This is a genomic window from Hymenobacter cellulosivorans, assembly GCF_022919135.1.
Taxonomy (GTDB): domain Bacteria; phylum Bacteroidota; class Bacteroidia; order Cytophagales; family Hymenobacteraceae; genus Hymenobacter; species Hymenobacter cellulosivorans.
In genome coordinates, this window is record NZ_CP095049.1 from 1,376,569 (window position 1) to 1,392,147 (window position 15,579).

The 15,579-nt window shown below is 57.2% G+C and carries 10 protein-coding genes; 3 read left to right on the plus strand and 7 right to left on the minus strand.

The genetic code is table 11. The annotated features are described in order from the left end of the window. Positions 1 to 16: 16 nt before the first annotated feature. Entirely contained in the window at positions 17 to 2,698 is a 2,682-nt protein-coding gene (locus MUN80_RS05910) for a TonB-dependent receptor (protein ID WP_244720853.1), read from the minus strand. Between the two features lie 572 nt (positions 2,699 to 3,270). On the opposite strand from MUN80_RS05910, the gene MUN80_RS05915 reads away from it, so the two are divergent. Then, positions 3,271 to 4,656, plus strand: a complete 1,386-nt coding sequence (locus tag MUN80_RS05915; RefSeq protein WP_244720863.1) for an FAD-dependent oxidoreductase — start codon at positions 3,271 to 3,273, stop codon at positions 4,654 to 4,656. A gap of 23 nt (positions 4,657 to 4,679) precedes the next feature. Here the strand turns inward: MUN80_RS05915 and MUN80_RS05920 are convergent, their stop codons facing one another. Continuing rightward, complete coding sequence (locus MUN80_RS05920) at positions 4,680 to 5,237, minus strand: hypothetical protein (protein ID WP_244720866.1); 558 nt, start codon at positions 5,235 to 5,237, stop codon at positions 4,680 to 4,682. A gap of 215 nt (positions 5,238 to 5,452) precedes the next feature. On the opposite strand from MUN80_RS05920, the gene MUN80_RS05925 reads away from it, so the two are divergent. Beyond that, positions 5,453 to 8,116: a T9SS type A sorting domain-containing protein gene (locus MUN80_RS05925; RefSeq protein ID WP_244720895.1), complete on the plus strand. Its 2,664-nt coding sequence runs from the start codon at positions 5,453 to 5,455 to the stop codon at positions 8,114 to 8,116. Between the two features lie 369 nt (positions 8,117 to 8,485). Here the strand turns inward: MUN80_RS05925 and rpoN are convergent, their stop codons facing one another. Then, positions 8,486 to 10,072 carry an RNA polymerase factor sigma-54 gene (gene rpoN, locus MUN80_RS05930; protein WP_244720897.1) on the minus strand — a complete coding sequence of 529 codons (1,587 nt, stop codon included), beginning with the start codon at positions 10,070 to 10,072 and terminating at the stop codon, positions 8,486 to 8,488. Positions 10,073 to 10,314: 242 nt separating this feature from the next. Here rpoN and asnS point away from each other — a divergent pair, with 242 nt between their 5' ends. After that, a complete protein-coding gene (gene asnS, locus MUN80_RS05935) occupies positions 10,315 to 11,733 on the plus strand; it encodes an asparagine--tRNA ligase (RefSeq protein ID WP_244720900.1) in 1,419 nt (472 codons plus the stop codon). Between the two features lie 97 nt (positions 11,734 to 11,830). Here asnS and MUN80_RS05940 read toward each other — a convergent pair whose 3' ends face one another. The 4 genes from MUN80_RS05940 to MUN80_RS05955 all read right to left on the minus strand — a co-directional run bounded on the left by MUN80_RS05940 (position 11,831) and on the right by MUN80_RS05955 (position 15,543). After that, positions 11,831 to 12,361 (minus strand): hypothetical protein, encoded by a 531-nt coding sequence (locus tag MUN80_RS05940; protein ID WP_244720902.1) that lies wholly within the window; start codon positions 12,359 to 12,361, stop codon positions 11,831 to 11,833. Between the two features lie 91 nt (positions 12,362 to 12,452). Beyond that, positions 12,453 to 13,730, minus strand: a complete 1,278-nt coding sequence (locus MUN80_RS05945) for an alginate O-acetyltransferase AlgX-related protein (protein WP_244720906.1) — start codon at positions 13,728 to 13,730, stop codon at positions 12,453 to 12,455. A 23-nt stretch (positions 13,731 to 13,753) separates the two neighbouring features. Then, a complete protein-coding gene (locus MUN80_RS05950; protein WP_244720909.1) occupies positions 13,754 to 15,172 on the minus strand; it encodes an MBOAT family O-acyltransferase in 1,419 nt (472 codons plus the stop codon). A 116-nt stretch (positions 15,173 to 15,288) separates the two neighbouring features. Further along, on the minus strand, positions 15,289 to 15,543 hold the full coding sequence (locus MUN80_RS05955) for a hypothetical protein (protein WP_244720911.1): 255 nt from the start codon (positions 15,541 to 15,543) through the stop codon (positions 15,289 to 15,291). Positions 15,544 to 15,579 lie beyond the last annotated feature (36 nt).

The window sequence follows — 15,579 nt, forward strand, 5'->3', positions numbered from 1 at the left end:
TCGAGGTAATGGCTGCTTATTTGATGTCAATCAGCAGGCCCGCGAAGAGCAGACGACCGATGTTCGGGCCGCCGTACACCTGGGTGTTGGTGGCGTTGAACAGGTTGGAGCCGCCCATCTGAATGGTGGTATAGGCCTTCGGAATTACGTAGCCCACGTAGGCGTCTACAGCGCTGTAGTCCTGCAGGGTGCCCACGGCAAACGGCATTTCGTACAGGTGGCCCTGGGCCCAACGGTAGTTTACAGAATAGTTGAAGTGCTTCGATACCAGGCCGTTGGCACCTACGTTGTACTTGTGCTTAGGCGTGTTGAAATACGTTTGGAAGCCTTCGGGCAGCTTGTCCTTGTCAATCAGGTTGAGCGAATAGTTAGCCGTGATGGTCAGGGGGCGGGTCACGTTGTAGCTCACGCCTAACGCAGCGCCCTGGGTTTGTACCTCCTGGCGGGCGTTGGTCCATACTTGCAGGATGCGGGTGTTGCCGCCGGCCGTTTGCAGCGTGGCTGCGTTGGCACCCAGCTGTTGGGCCGTGGGGCGGCTGCCGTCCCGGTTACCCACGAAGCGCTGCGCCCCAATGAAGTCGTTGTAGTAGCTACGGAAGTAGTTCACGTCTACCACCATTTTTTCATTGAACGTGCCTTTGTAGCCTACTTCGAAAGTGCTCAGGCGCTCCAGTTTCAGGGGAGCCACGCTGTACTCGTACTGGGTCAGCACGGCGGGGTTCGACTGAGCTGCGCCGATAACCTGGGCGCTGGCGGCAGCCAGCGTGTAGCCCTGGAAGCCATTGCCCACGTTGCCCAGCAGCAATACCTGCCCGATGTCAACCCGGATGTACTGGTCGAGCTGGGTAGGCGAGCGGAAGGCCCGGCCAAACGAAGCGCGGAAGTTGTGCTGCTTGTTGTCGCCGGCCGAATACACGGCCGAGGCGCGAGGCGAGAAGGCCGGGCTGAAGTTTTTAAAGTCATCCACGCGGCCGGCCAGGGCCAGCTTCAGTCGGTCGTCGAGCAAGGTGTGGGTCAGCTGGGCATAGCCGCCCAGCTCGTGGTTCTGGATCCGCTCGTTGTCGTCGGAGAAGAAGTTGCCATTCGAGCCCAGGCGGAATTTGCGGTAAGCCGCGCCCACAATCAGGCTGGTGTTTTCGGCCAGGGTGAAGTTATACTGCGCGTTGCCTTCGTTGAGGTAGGAGCTAGGGCTAAGCTTGGCGCCCAGGCCCGGCCGCGGGTCGTTGATGATACGGCTGCGGAGCTCGTTGAAGCGCGCACTGCTGGGGTCCAGCTGGGTGGCGTTGGCCTGGACCTGAGCAGTAGCCTGAGCCTGCTCCATTGTCTGACCCTGGGCCCGGGCATCCTTGTAAGCTGAGTTGTATTTGCTGAAGTACTGGAGCCCATAGTTTATTGGGCTGCCCTCAGCTACCGGCGAGGCCTGAATGAAGGAACCCAGAAAAGTCAAATCGTAGGAGTTGCCACCAAAGTCCTGCACCGACTGCCCGCGCAAAAACCACTTGTTGCCCTTGATTTCACCGTGCAGCTGGTTGATACCGAAGTCGCGCAGGCGGTAGCGGCTGGCGCTCTGGTAGCTGGCTGTACCGCGGGAGTAGGAGTAGCCCACAGTCATTTTCACGTTGTCGGTTACCAGGTACGAAATACTGGGGTGCACCTTAACGGCCTTGGCTTTGTTGTCATCGGCAATGAGCGTTGCCTCTGTGAAGCCGGGCATAAAGATCGTCTTGCCCACTAGCTCGGTCGATACGCCGCCGGGGAAAGGCTGGCCGCTGTTGTAGGTGTTGCTTATGTCGCCGTAGCGGTTTACGGCATTGTAGCCCAGCGTCGAACCCTCGGCGTTGTTGCGCTGCTCAATCAGGGGGCTGGTAGCCGAGTAGTTGCTGGCCAGCCAGTCGTTGGCCGTCGTGTAGGAACCGACCACTTTGAAAGCAAACTTCTCGCCCAGCTTCTGGGCGTAGCGCAGCTGCCCGTCGAAGTAGCTCCGCTCGCCGCCGCGCACCCGCACGCTCAGGCCTTCACTTACGAAGGGGTCCTTGGAGTTGAGCAGCAGCACGCCGTTGAAGGCGTTGGCCCCGTACAGGGCCGAGGCCGGGCCGTGAATAATTTCCACGCTTTCCACATCGAGTTCGGGCAGACCGGTCAGGTTGCCCGCGTTGAGGTTCAGGCTGGGGCTCTGGGTATCGAAGTAGTCGGTGAGCTGAATCAGGCGCTCCGATTTGGCCGAGTTAAAGCCGCGGGTACTAATCGAGTTCATCAGCAGGCTGCTGCTGTTTACGTCGATGCCCTTGTACTGGCTCAGGCCACCCTGCAGGTCGGCGGTGGTGATACGCTCTACTTGCTGGGCGTTGAGCTTCTCCACCGTTACGGGAGCTTGCAGAATGCCTTCTTCCACGCGGGAAGCCGAGGCAATAACTTCGCTCGTCAGTACGGAATTCACCTTGAGTTGCACCTTCAGCGCCCGGTCGGGCTGCTGTAGCAGCACCTCGCGGCTCTCGTAGCCCACGAAGGATACCGACAATACGACGGGTGGGGTACTGAAGTCGGCGCGCAGCTGGAACTTGCCGTCCCGGTCGGTGCTGCTGCCAATAAAGGTGCCTTTGACAAATACAGTGGCGCCTGGCAGGCCTTCCCCGGCTTCAGTTTGTACTACTCCGCTGACGGTAATGTCATCCTGGGCCCAGGCCTTAGGTGACGCCAATACTAAAGAAAATAGAAGTAAGAGGAAATGGTAAGGTTGTCTCATAGAAAAACGTGCAAAAGGTGGGAGAGTATGAAAAAAAAGCGCAACAAATCCAGCAAAATTAAAGTAGGCCAGTCGAAAATACAAATTGTAAAATGCTGATGACTATATGCCTTTCAGTAACTGCTAATTGAATATTAGCAATATGTAAGTTCGGTTGTATTTGCGAAGCTGAATGGTCGAGTAGAAGAAATGTTTAATTACGCTCTGGCAGGTCGCCGTTGTCGGATCAGATTGTACTCAAACCCATAAGTGGCCCCGCACCGACGAGCTTGTTGACTAAGCTCTGGCTTATCAGGCAGCCATGAGCACGTAATGAGAGAGAAGCAAGTCAGCACACGTCCCTTTCCCTGCCTTACCGTCGACTTAACGCTGCAAGGTACTGGCCCGCTGAGCTGAAATTTTCGTATTTCCGTTCAACCTTGCTTCCTTACCCGTCGAAGGCGGATAATTTCCGGCCCAATCAACCCACGGGAAAAGGCTTACTTGCGCCAGTATTTGTTCAGCTTCCCGTTCCTGTCTTTCTCCCCATGTCCACCCAACCTATTTTATCTCCTAATTCCACTGCTGCCGAGGCGCTTACCGTGATGGGCGCCGGCTTGGTCGGCTCGTTGCTCTCCCTGTTTCTGGCCCGGCGCGGCCATCACGTCGACGTGTATGAGCGGCGGGCCGATATGCGCCAAAGCGGCGCAGTAGAGGGCCGCTCCATCAACCTGGCGCTGTCGGACCGGGGCTGGCGGGCGTTGGAAGGAGTCGGTATCGGAAGCCAGATTCGGGAGGTGGCCATTCCCATGTACCGCCGGGTAATGCACGACGTACACGGCAACCTGAGCTTTCAGCCCTATGGCAAAGACAACCAGGCTATTTATTCCGTGTCGCGGGCCGGCCTCAACCGGACGCTGCTGACGCTGGCCGAAGCCGAGCCCCGCATCCATCTGCACTTCAACCAGCAGCTGGTCGGGCTCGACGTGCGCAAGCGCCAGCTCGAATTGCGCGACACCGTTACGGGGCAGGAGCAGGAGCATTCGTTTCGCCGCCTCTTCGGTACCGACGGGGCCTTTTCGGCCGTGCGTAGCGCTTTGCAGAAAACCGAGCGGTACAGCTACTCCCAGAGCTACCTCGACTACGGTTATAAGGAGCTCAACATTGAGCCCGGCCCTGACGGCCAGTGGCTGCTGGAAAAGAATGCCCTGCATATCTGGCCCCGCGGCCAATACATGATGATTGCGCTGCCCAACCTGGACGGCTCGTTCAACTGCACCCTGTTTTTCCCTTACGAAGGCGAGTCTTCCTTTGCCTCCTTACAAACGCCGGAGCAGGTGCAGACTTTCTTCGAGAAGGTTTTTCCCGACGTGGTGCCGCTCATGCCCGAGCTCACCGACGAGTTTTTCCGCAACCCCACCGGTTCTTTGGTTACTATCCGGTGCTTTCCCTGGGCCTTCGACGATGATGTGCTGCTGCTCGGCGACGCTTCCCACGCCATTGTGCCGTTCTACGGGCAGGGGATGAATGCGGGCTTCGAAGACTGCACCGTGCTCAACCAGCTCATGGAGCAGCTCGGCGACGATTGGCACGCCATTTTCGACCAGTTTCAGCAGCAGCGCAAGCCCAACGCCGATGCCATGGCGGAGCTGGCCGTGTATAACTTCGAGGAAATGCGCGACCGGGTCGGCGACCCACGCTTTTTGTTGCAGAAGAAGATTGAAAGCAAAATCTCGGCCCAGTACCCCGACCAGTGGACGCCGCTGTACTCGCAGGTTACCTTCTCGCACACACCCTACGCCGAGGCCTGGCAAAGCGGCCGGGAGCAGGAGCAGATCATGACCCGCCTGATGCCCCACATCCAGGCCGAAAGTGACTACGACCGGCCCGAAGTGCAGGCCCTGGTGCAACAGGAAATGGCCCGGCGCGGCTAGGTCGTGCTACCGGCGTGGCTTCCTCAGAGGCGGAGCCAGAGTCCCAGGCTCATGCCCGCCACGATGCCCAGTCCCAGGCTTAGCCCCGCCCAGGCCTGGGCGGGCGTATGAGCGTTCAGGGCCAGGCGGGCACTAAGTACGCCGCCGGCCAATAGTACCATGCTCAGCAGAGCCCACAGGGAAGCCGCTGACGGGACCATCAGGTGAAAGAGCAGTAATAGGCCCAGGGCCCCGCCTACTCCTACGGCATGGGCACTGATTTTCCAGCGCAGCGAAATCAGAAAAGTTAGGAAAACGGCCAGGGTCATACCCGTCATCAGGCGATAAAGCAGCGGGTCGAAAACAGAAGGCTGGTAAAGCACGGCCGCGGCGGTGCCAAAGCTAAAGGTGGCCAGTAGCAGGGGCAGGGGGCGCTGGGCTCGTTCGCGCAGCAGCAGCGAGTCGACGTGCCCAAACCAATAAAGCGCGCCGGTTCCGAGTGAAGGCAGCAGAAACGTAAAACCAAACACAATAGCCAATACAACCCACCGGTCGGCCAGGACAGGCAGCCATAATACCCCCGGCAACTGATAACATATCATATAAAATAGATACGAAGGCAGTAATAATGGGTGGAATATTCCGGATAATATATTGGCAATCAGCTTGTTCAAGTATTAAAGCAAAATTAATGTACTGGGAACCCTAACGTCAAAACTACCAAAAGCATTATATTTATTCCTCGCTGAGGCTTAATCTGGCCGGCTAATCATTCTTAAACGCACCTTCCTTTTGTTCTATTTTACTCTCTGAACCTGTGAAATCATCTACTTCACGTACCCGGCAGTGGTGGGCCATGCTCTTGTTGGGCGCCACTACCGTCTCTGGCGGCAGCTTGTACCTGTGGCAGCACGGCAACGCTAAAGCAGCAGCTCAATCTCTGGAACAACGCCTAGAAGGCGAAGAAGAGGAGGAAGAGGAAAACGAAGACCGCCCCGATCTGGCCTTGGCCCAGGACGTTGAGCGCACCCTCGATCCGGCCCTGGGCAGAGTACCCCTGGAGCGGCTGCTGGTGGCGCAAGAGTACGCCCAGAAGTTGGTAGCGCAGCGGGCCTCGCGTCGCCCGCCGGTAGGTAGCCTTACCCAGACTACTTGGGTAGAGCGGGGCCCAAACAACGTAGGTGGCCGGATTCGTGACCTGGTGGTAGACCCCAGTGACGCTACGGGCAACACCGTGTGGGCTGGTGCCGCTGGCGGAGGTTTGTGGAAGACGACGAACGGTGCTGCCGCTACGCCTACCTGGCAAAGCGTAGACAACTTCTTCGCCAACCTGGCCGTGACGGCCATTGCCTTCCAGCCCAGCAACACGAACATCATGTACTTCGGTACGGGCGAAGGCTATTACAACGCCGATGCCGTACGCGGCCTGGGTATCTGGAAATCAACTGACCACGGCGTGACCTGGACCCAGCTGCCCAGCACCATGCGGGGCACAACCTTCCAGTACATCCTCAAACTGGCCGTGCACCCGGTTACGGGCGACGTATACGCCGCAACCCGTGCGGGCTTGATGCGCAGCACCGACGGCGGCACGAGCTGGACGAAAGTTCTCGGAGCCGGCACGGGTGCCGTTGCCGACCGGGTTGCTGACATCGAAATCGGTGCCGACAACAAAATCTACGTGGGCATGGGTATCCAAGCCACCGACGCTATTTACCGCTCTACCTCGGGTGACGCCGGTAGCTGGGTCAACCTGAATGCCCAGACTAACTCCGGCCTGCCTACCACGGGGTATGAGCGCATCGAACTGGCCTGCGCACCCAGCAACGCCAACCGCGTGTACGCCATGTTCCAGAGCACCTCGGATGCCCTGCTGAACATCTACCGCTCCGATGACGGGGGCGCTACCTGGGTAACCCTGAACAAGCCGCGCTGGGAAAACTCCGACGACTTTACCCGCGGCCAGGCCTGGTACGATCTGTCGATTGGCGTAGCTCCTAACGATGCCAACAAGATTTACATTGGTGGGGTAGATTTGTTCCGTACCCAGGATGCCAGCGCTACGCCCGTGGTGTGGGAGCAGGCTTCGTTTTGGAGCCGGCCTAAAACCAACCCCAGCTACGTACACGCTGACCAGCACGTCGTTGCCTTTGCCTCCAACGATGGCAACATGGCGTATTTCGGCTGCGACGGTGGTGTTTCCCTTTCTATGAATGCGTTTGACGCGGCTAAAGTCCCTGTCTTCAAGGAGCGCAACAACGGCTTGAACGTAACTCAGTTCTACGCCGCTGCTATTCACCCCACGCTGCCAAACTACTTCCTGGCCGGCGCGCAGGACAATGGCAGCCAGAAGTTTACCCAGGCCGGCGTAGGCTCCACAACGGAGGCTTCGGGCGGCGACGGAGCTTTCTGCTTCATCGACGAAGACGAACCCTCGTTCCAGTTCACCTCCTACGTCTACAGCAACTACTTCCGTTCCTTTAACGGCGGCTCGAATTTTACGCGGGTTATTAACAACAACAACGGTTCGTTTATCAACCCTACGGACTACGACAGCAAGAGCAACACGATGTACGCCGCTTACACGGCCGGAACGCTGTTTGTGTGGCCAGAAGCTACTACGAAGAACGTTACGCGTAGCCTGACGCTACCTTCCGGTTCGGGCACTGTGACGCACGTTACGGTTTCGAAGACTGTAGATAACCGGGTGTACGTAGGTACCAACACAGGCAAAGTATTGCGCATCGACAATGCCCTGTCTGTGGACCCCGCTAACCCGACTGTTGGTACGCCGACTATCACCGAAATCCGGACTGGTACGGGCTCGGTTTCCTGCGTAGCCGTAGACCCCGCCAATGAGGCACACCTGCTAGTAACGTATTCTAACTACGGCGTCGTTAGCGTGTGGGAAACCACTACCGGCACTGCTCCTTGGCGCAACGTAGAAGGCAACCTGCCCGATATGCCGATTCGCTGGGCCATGTTTGACCCAGCCGACAACAAGCGTGCCCTGCTGGCTACCGAACTGGGCGTGTGGGCTACCGATAACCTGAATGCTACCGACATGACCTGGGAACCCGCTAACACCGGCATGGCCAACGTGCGGGTAGATATGCTGCGCATGCGCAAGTCGGACAAGCAGATTGTGGCTGCTACTCACGGCCGGGGCTTGTATACCACCGACGTATTCCTAGTACTGGCTAATAAAGGAGCCGTAGCCGTCAACAACAAGTTTATTGGCAGCGTGTATCCCAACCCGTTCGTACAAACGCTGAACGTGGACCTGAGCCAGGCTGCCGCCGCCGGCACCACGGCTACCCTCACCGACCTGCAGGGCCGGGTGGTATTCAAAGCCGATGTGAAGACGGCTGAGCGCCAGCTGCGCCTGAACGTACCAGCCAGCGTAAGCGCCGGCGTATACACGCTAACCGTGCGCGACGCCAAGCAGACGGCCACACGCCAAGTAATGCTGCGCCGCTAAGCAAATGCACCAACTGTAATAAAAAAGGGAGCCTCCACGGGCTCCCTTTTTTGTTGATACGCTGCTCCTGGAAAAGCTTAGCCTAAGCAACAGTAGTGCTTATTGGGAATGCAAGGAGCGTAGTTGTTTCACTCAGGTCTGTCTGAACACGCCCCGTACTTTGGCCCCAGCTAGCACCGGGCTTTGCTATTAGCGCCTGCGGGGCTTGCTCCAGCAAACCCCGCTAATGCATGCCGACAGTGCGTACCCAGGGCCAGCAAATCAACCGCAGGGCGTATTCAGCGGTAGAAAAACCTAGTGCGTTAAATAGAAGCGGGCCGCTGGAAATGCTCCAGCGGCCCGCTTCTATTCACAGTTTACTCCGCAAGCCTACAGCTCCTTGCGCAGGCGGGCCACCGGAATATTGAGCTGCTCCCGGTACTTAGCCACGGTGCGGCGAGCAATGTTGTAGCCGCGGGCGTTGAGCATTTTTTCCAGCTTGTCGTCGCTCAAGGGTTTGTTTTTCTGTTCACCCTCAATGATTTCCTTCAGAATGTGCTTCACTTCCCGCGAGCTGGCGTCCTCGCCCGAGTCGGTGGCAATGCCCTCGGAGAAAAAGTACTTGAGCGGGTAAATACCGAATTCCGTCTGGACCGACTTGGAGTTGGCTACCCGGCTCACAGTACTGATGTCCATACCGATTTCGGTAGCAATATCCTTCAGAATCATGGGTCGTAGCTTGCTCTCGTCGCCCTCGAGGAAGAAGTCGTGCTGATAGCGTACGATGGAATCCATGGTGCGGAGCAAGGTTTGCTGGCGCTGCTTGATGGCATCAATAAACCAGCGGGCCGAGTCGAGCTTCTGCTTGACGAACGTCACGGCCTCCTTCATCTTCTTGTCCTTCTTGGCCGCCTTGTCGTAGGTCTGGAACATCTCGGTGTAGGCCGGGGCCACCCGCAAGTCCGGAGCGTTGCGCGCGTTCAGCGTGAGGTTGAACACACCATTGTCGTTGGTCAGGATAAAATCGGGAATGATGTACTGCACCTTGCCCATGCCCACTGGGCCTGTGCCACCGGGCTTGGGGTTGAGCTTCAGAATCAGGGCAATGGCTTCCTTGAGCTCATCGTCTTCCAAATCCAGCTTCTGCTGAATTCGCTGGTAGTGCTTCTTGGTAAACTCATCGAACGTTTCACTCAGAATCCGCTCGGCGTGCTCGGTTACTTCGTCCTGGTGGCGGCGCTCCAGCTGCAGCAAGAGGCACTCCTGCAGGTCGCGGGCGGCAATACCGGCCGGGTCGAAGCTCTGAATAACGTGCAGTACGCCCTCAATTTCGGCTTCGTCGGCCTCAATGTTCTGGGAAAAGGCCAAGTCGTTGGCAATGGCCGACAAGTCGCGGCGGATGTAGCCGTCGTTGTCGATGGAGCCAATCAGCTGGCGGCCGATGGATTCCTGCTTTTCGTCGAGGTCAGCAAAGCCTAGCTGGTCGAGTAGGGCGTCGGTGAGAGAGGCACCGGTATCGGCCAGGGGCATTTCCCGGTCGTCTTCGGGCTCGCCGGGCCCGTCGCCCTGCATCTTGTAGCCCGCTATTTCGTCGTCGTTGAGGTAGTCGCCCAGGTCTAGCTCTTCGTTGTCCTTGGGTGCCTCAACCGGGTCCTCCTCCTTGGTCGGGACTTCTATTTCGGGCTGTTCCTCACTGCCCGCGTCGAAGTCCTCGTCCAGGGTGTTGTCGTCGTTGTCAAACTCGGAGTCGGGGTCATCGTAGTCGTCGGCGTCATCCGAATCATCGTCGTCGCGCTCCTGGTCTTCCAGCTCGTCGTCGGTGTTTTCGTCGCCTTCCTCCAGGGCCGGGTTTACTTCCAGCTCTTCCTTGATGCGCGCCTCCAGCTCTGCTGTCGGGATTTGCAGCAGCTTAATGAACTGTATCTGTTGGGGAGACAGCTTCTGGGAGAGAAGCTGCTTCATGTCAAGTCTTTGCATACTCTGGAAAGCGTGTTGCTCCACAAAAAAACAAGGTGGAGCTCTTGTCAAAGATAGACCTTTCTGTACTTGAGTTAGGTCAAAAAAGTTGAGCCCGGAGCCCCACATCATTTTGGCAAAACAACGCTGTCGGGCCCGATTCACAAAACAAACGACGCGAATCAGCCAAACTGATTTCTACGGCCCGTAAAACTCCTACCTTTGCCGACTTAACAATTAATAATTTCCGAAAGCTGAGTCCGATGTCTGTCAGAAGGTCGAGTGTGCAGGAGCTGCTCAACAGCCAGGAGCTGGAGCGCGAAGTAGTGGTGAAAGGCTGGGTGCGTACGCGCCGCGGCAATAAATACGTGCAGTTCATTGCCATCAATGATGGTTCTGGCTTCAATTCCATTCAGGTTGTCGCCGACGCCGAAAACTTTCCCGAAGAAAAGCTCCAGGCCGACGGCGTAGGCATGGGCGCGGCCGTGATGGTACGCGGTAAGCTCGTCGCCAGCCAGGGCAAGGGACAGAGCGTGGAAATTCAGGCTTCGGAAATCACCGTCTACGGCAAGGTTGACCTCGACGAGTATCCGTTGCAGAAGCGTGGCAAAGACCAGAAAGGTATTTCCTTGGATGAGCTGCGCAAAATTGCCCACCTGCGCCCCCGCACCAACACGTTTGGAGCCATCCTGCGCATCCGGCACGCCATGGCCTTTGCCGTGCACCAGTTCTTCAACGACCGGGGCTTCTACTACGTGCATACGCCCATCATCACGGGCTCCGATGCCGAAGGCGCCGGCCAGATGTTCCGGGTAACCACGCTGCCCGAGCAGAACCCGCCGCTGACCGAAGATAAGTCGGCAGTAGACTATGAGCAGGACTTCTTCGGCAAGCAAACTAACCTGACCGTATCGGGGCAGCTGGAAGGCGAAATTGCCGCCATGGCGCTGGGCAAGGTCTACACCTTCGGTCCCACGTTCCGGGCCGAAAACTCCAACACGACCCGCCACCTGGCCGAGTTCTGGATGATTGAGCCCGAGGTGGCCTTCAACGACCTGCAGGACAACATGGACCTGGCCGAGGATTTCCTCCGCTACCTGGTGCGCTATGCCCTCGACAACTGCCAAGACGACCTCAAGTTCCTCAACGAGCAGTACGACAAGGAGCTGCTGGGCCGCCTGCAGTTCGTGGTCGACAACGACTTCCAGCGCCTGAACTACACCGAGGCGGTGGAAATCCTGAAAACGGCCAAGCAGAAGTTCGAATTCCCCGTGGACTGGGGCACCGACCTGCAGAGCGAGCATGAGCGGTACTTGGTGGAAAAGCACTTCAAGAAGCCCGTTATCCTGACCAACTACCCCAAGGATATCAAGGCCTTCTACATGAAGCTCAACGACGACGACAAAACCGTGCGGGCCATGGACGTGCTCTTCCCCGGCATCGGCGAAATCATCGGCGGCTCGGAGCGGGAGGAAAGCCTGGAGAAGCTCACCAAGCGCATGGCCGAGATGAACGTGCCCGAGCATGACCTATGGTGGTACCTGGAGCTGCGCAAGTACGGCACGGCGCCCCACTCGGGCTTCGGTCTGGGCTTCGAGCGCCTCATTCTGTTCGTAACCGGCATGGGCAACATCCGCGATGTCATTCCCTTCCCGCGCTTCCCCAAGAGCGCCGAGTTTTAATCAGAACCACGAATTCCGGCGGATTCTTCGAGTTTTGTGGACGATTGATATAGGCAACGGCCGCCTCGTATGAGGCGGCCGTTGCTGTTTTGGCGCTTTACTTATGAAAATTGTGAGACTGTCTGAGTAGAAAAAGTACTGGCTCATAAGCTTTATAGCCTTGAGTCGTGATGCTTAATGTGGTGACGATTGTACTCACCTCAAGCTTAGTATCTGTAAAGTCAGCTACACGTTGTAAACCAGATAGTTGTTGATCCGCATCAGTAGGAACGTTGTAGAAGGCGTGTTGGACCAAATTGTACAGACTGTCAGAAACTTGCGCGGCTAATGTATCAGTAGGTTGTTGGATTAACTGTCCGAATCTTTCTCTGCCGTACGGTGCCCAAACATATCGAGTTGGCTTACCCCTTTGAGCGTACACATTGGCTACTACTACAAAGGAGTCAGGAATAGGAGCGAGGTTGTCTACATGCCATCTGACTTGCTCTGAAATCTTCAGCTCGTACAAATGAGCTCGGCCTTGGTGCTGTTTGGGTTTGCTACCCAGCAGTAAGCCGGTTACTAACAGCGTATTGTAAGCTGCCAGCAGCAGACCGGTTATTAAGAGCGGGTAAAGCCATTTCTTCATGCGCATCCGCATAACCTCTAGTGGGGCCTGAACAGGGAGCCAGATAACGAAGGAGCTCCGCAGTACTTGCGGAGCTCCTCATCGTCGGCGGCTACTTCGTCTGTTCCTTTTCGAAAATGGCCATGGCTTCCTGCTCCACGCGGCTGATGAAGGCCGGATCATTTTCTTCGCCCCAGGCCGCCTTGCTGCTCAGCTCGGCTTTGATCTGGTTGATGCGGGCCTTATCGGCTTCGGAGAGGGGATGGTACAGGTCGTAGAGCTGGTTGATGAACTTCTCGTAGGGCAGATTATGCTCTGTAATCAGAAGCATAATAAACTGCCGGGACTCAACCTCCTTGCGAAAATCCAGCTGGGCCAGCTTCTCACCTGTTTCAGACGACTCGGCAGCAAACCGGAAGACGGTTCCTTCCACGCCCCAGTAGCGGGACTCGGGCGCGAACAAGGTCTGGAAATAGGGGTTGAACTGCATGAGCGCCGCCCCGAAGCTGTCGCCCGAAACCAGCATGTTGGGACGCTGCTGGGAGGCCTTCAGCGAGTCGAAGACGATGTTCGGGTAGGCCATGGGGTAGTGCTTATAGCCAAAAAGCAGGTTGAGCGGGCCGCTCAGGTCGCCGTCGGTGCCGCGCACATCATCCGGGCTTGCCGCCAGGGGGCCGACGCGGCGAAAATCAACCAAGTCGAAAGAGCCCAGCTTTTCGATGCGCTTGAACAGCGTATCGGCGGCCAGGGTAGAGCCATACGCGCTCCAGTGGGTGCCGCCGCTCGGGAACAGGGCATACGCCGTCGTGTCTTTCCAGCGCGCAAACAGCTGGCAGAAATCCAGCAGATTAACCTGGTTGGCTTTCATTTCCCGAACGAACACCTCATAGTTGGTCAGGGGCTGTTTCTGCTTGAGCGTCCAGTAGGGTAGGTCTTCCGGTTGGTAGCGGCCTTTGTTGGGGGCCATCATGAACAGGAAAGGAATGCCGCGCTTGGCCAGGTCATCCTGCACGATACGCATACGGCGCACCCGCCGCTGAATTTCGGCTTCGCCCATAAAGTCTTTCCCCAGGTACGCATTTACCGGGCCTTGCTGAAACAAGACGTTGTTGCCAAGTATCAGGTCGGTGGAGCGCGCTACGCCCAGAAGGGAAAAGGACAGCTGATTGCGGAGTTGAATAAGCCAGGTCCGGAAGCCAATCCGGTCTTCCAGATACTTCTCCAAATCGGCCTGGTACTTCCCGGAGGTAAGGTTTTCGGCGGAGAAGGTAGGATGTTCGGATACGTGGTAGGCCCCAGCCAAGGTGGGTTCCCCAACCCATTGAAACTTTGCCTGAAGCGCCGGCCCGAGCAACAACAGGAATAAGAGGACAAAGAGAATATGCTTCATTGGATAAAACCGTAGCGAAATGACTAAAACCGGAAGTAAATGAAGGGGTTGAAGTTGCTGCCGATAATGTAGCTCGTGCTCAGGATCAGGAGCACGGCCGTCGTCACGCTCAGAGCCAGCATGCTGGCCTTCGACCAGCGATGCGCGGCCAAAACACCCAGCTCCCACCGCTCAACCAGGGGAAAGGCGGCGGCAAACGAGAAGAGGAATGCCAGCAGCAAGGTGTACCAGAACTCCAGGGTAAAATAGGGCAGAGCCACCCAGCTTCCCCCGAACATCTGGTGGATGTAGGCCTGCGCCGCGCCCAGACTTTCGGCCCGGAACAGCACCCAGCCTACTACCGTAACCAGGAAGGTGGGAATAATGCTGAGCGCCCCCAGGCGCTTGGACACGCGCAGCAGAAACAGGCGGTCCAGAACCAGAAACAGGCCGTGAAAGGCGCCCCAGGCAATGAAGTTCCAGGCGGCCCCGTGCCAGAAGCCCGACAGGATGAAAACCGTCCACAGGTTGGCATACAGCCGGCCGGTGCTTACCCGGTTGCCGCCCAGCGGAATGTAGAGATAGTCGCGCATCCAGCGGCCCAGCGTGATGTGCCAGCGCTGCCAGAACTCGGTGATGGAGCGCGAAACGTAGGGGTTGTTGAAGTTTTCGGGAAACTGAAAGCCAATCATGCGGCCCAGGCCAATGGCCATGTCGGAGTAGCCCGAGAAGTCGAAGTAGATCTGGAAGGTATAGCACACGGCCCCCATCCAGGCCAGCGGGGCCGACAGCTCGGCCGGCGCAAGGCCGAAAATACGGTCAGCTTCCTGGCCCAGGGTATTGGCAATCAGGACTTTTTTGGCCAAGCCTAGCACAAAGCGAAACAGACCGGCCAGCTTGTGGTCGATGGTCTCGAAGGCGGCGCGGTCGGTGAGCTGATCGGCAATTTCGTGGAAGCGCACGATGGGCCCGGCAATCATCTTGGGAAACAGCATGATGTAAAGCATGAAGTCCCAGAAGCTGCGCAGAGGCTTGTTGACGCCGCGGTACACGTCGATAGAGTAGGTGAGCTTCTCGAAGGTGAAAAACGAAATGCCGATGGGCAGCACCACCTTTTCCCAGGTTAGTCCTTCGCCGCCAAGGGCGGTATTGAGCACACTCACGTTCTCCAGAAAGAAGTTGGCGTACTTGAAATAGAAGAGCATACCCACATTGAGCAGGATGCTAAGAATTAAATAGATGCGCTTCTGCCAGCCGACAGCCGCATCCATGAGGCGGATGATGTAGAAGTTGAGCACGACCGAGCCCAGAAACAGGGCCAGGAAGTTGATGCCTCCCCAGGCATAAAAAAGCAGGCTGGCAGTAAGCGCTACGGCATTCTTGAGGAAGCGCGGGACTAGGTAGTAAACCAGTAAAAAGGCAGGGAGGAAATAAAATAGAAAGAGCGTACTGCTAAATACCATGGGCCGCTAGAAAAAATACGGCACCAAGCTACTCACAAAATGGCGAACCTTGGCTAAAAGCCGGGCAAGAACCTATGCCGGTCTGAGGCTGCCACTAGCCCAAACCAGGGGGGTATCTAGCAGTAATTTCGCAGCTCTTTGTCATCAACGGCTACCAAAGCATCCAGGCGCAACTCGAAGCCGTCTTCCAGGCGCAGGTACTCCACTTTGTCTCGGATGAACAGGTCGGTGATGATGCCGGTGTAGGTGCTCGGTGGCGTGTCGGGCTCAGTGCGGTAGAGCAGGGTGCAGACTTGGCGGTTGGTGGCGCGGGCTTCCAGCTCGTCGTAAAATGAGCAGCTGATGGGTTGATAGTTTGCTTGGGCGGCCATAAGGCAGGAATAGCTAGAGTGGGTGGGTTGATATCT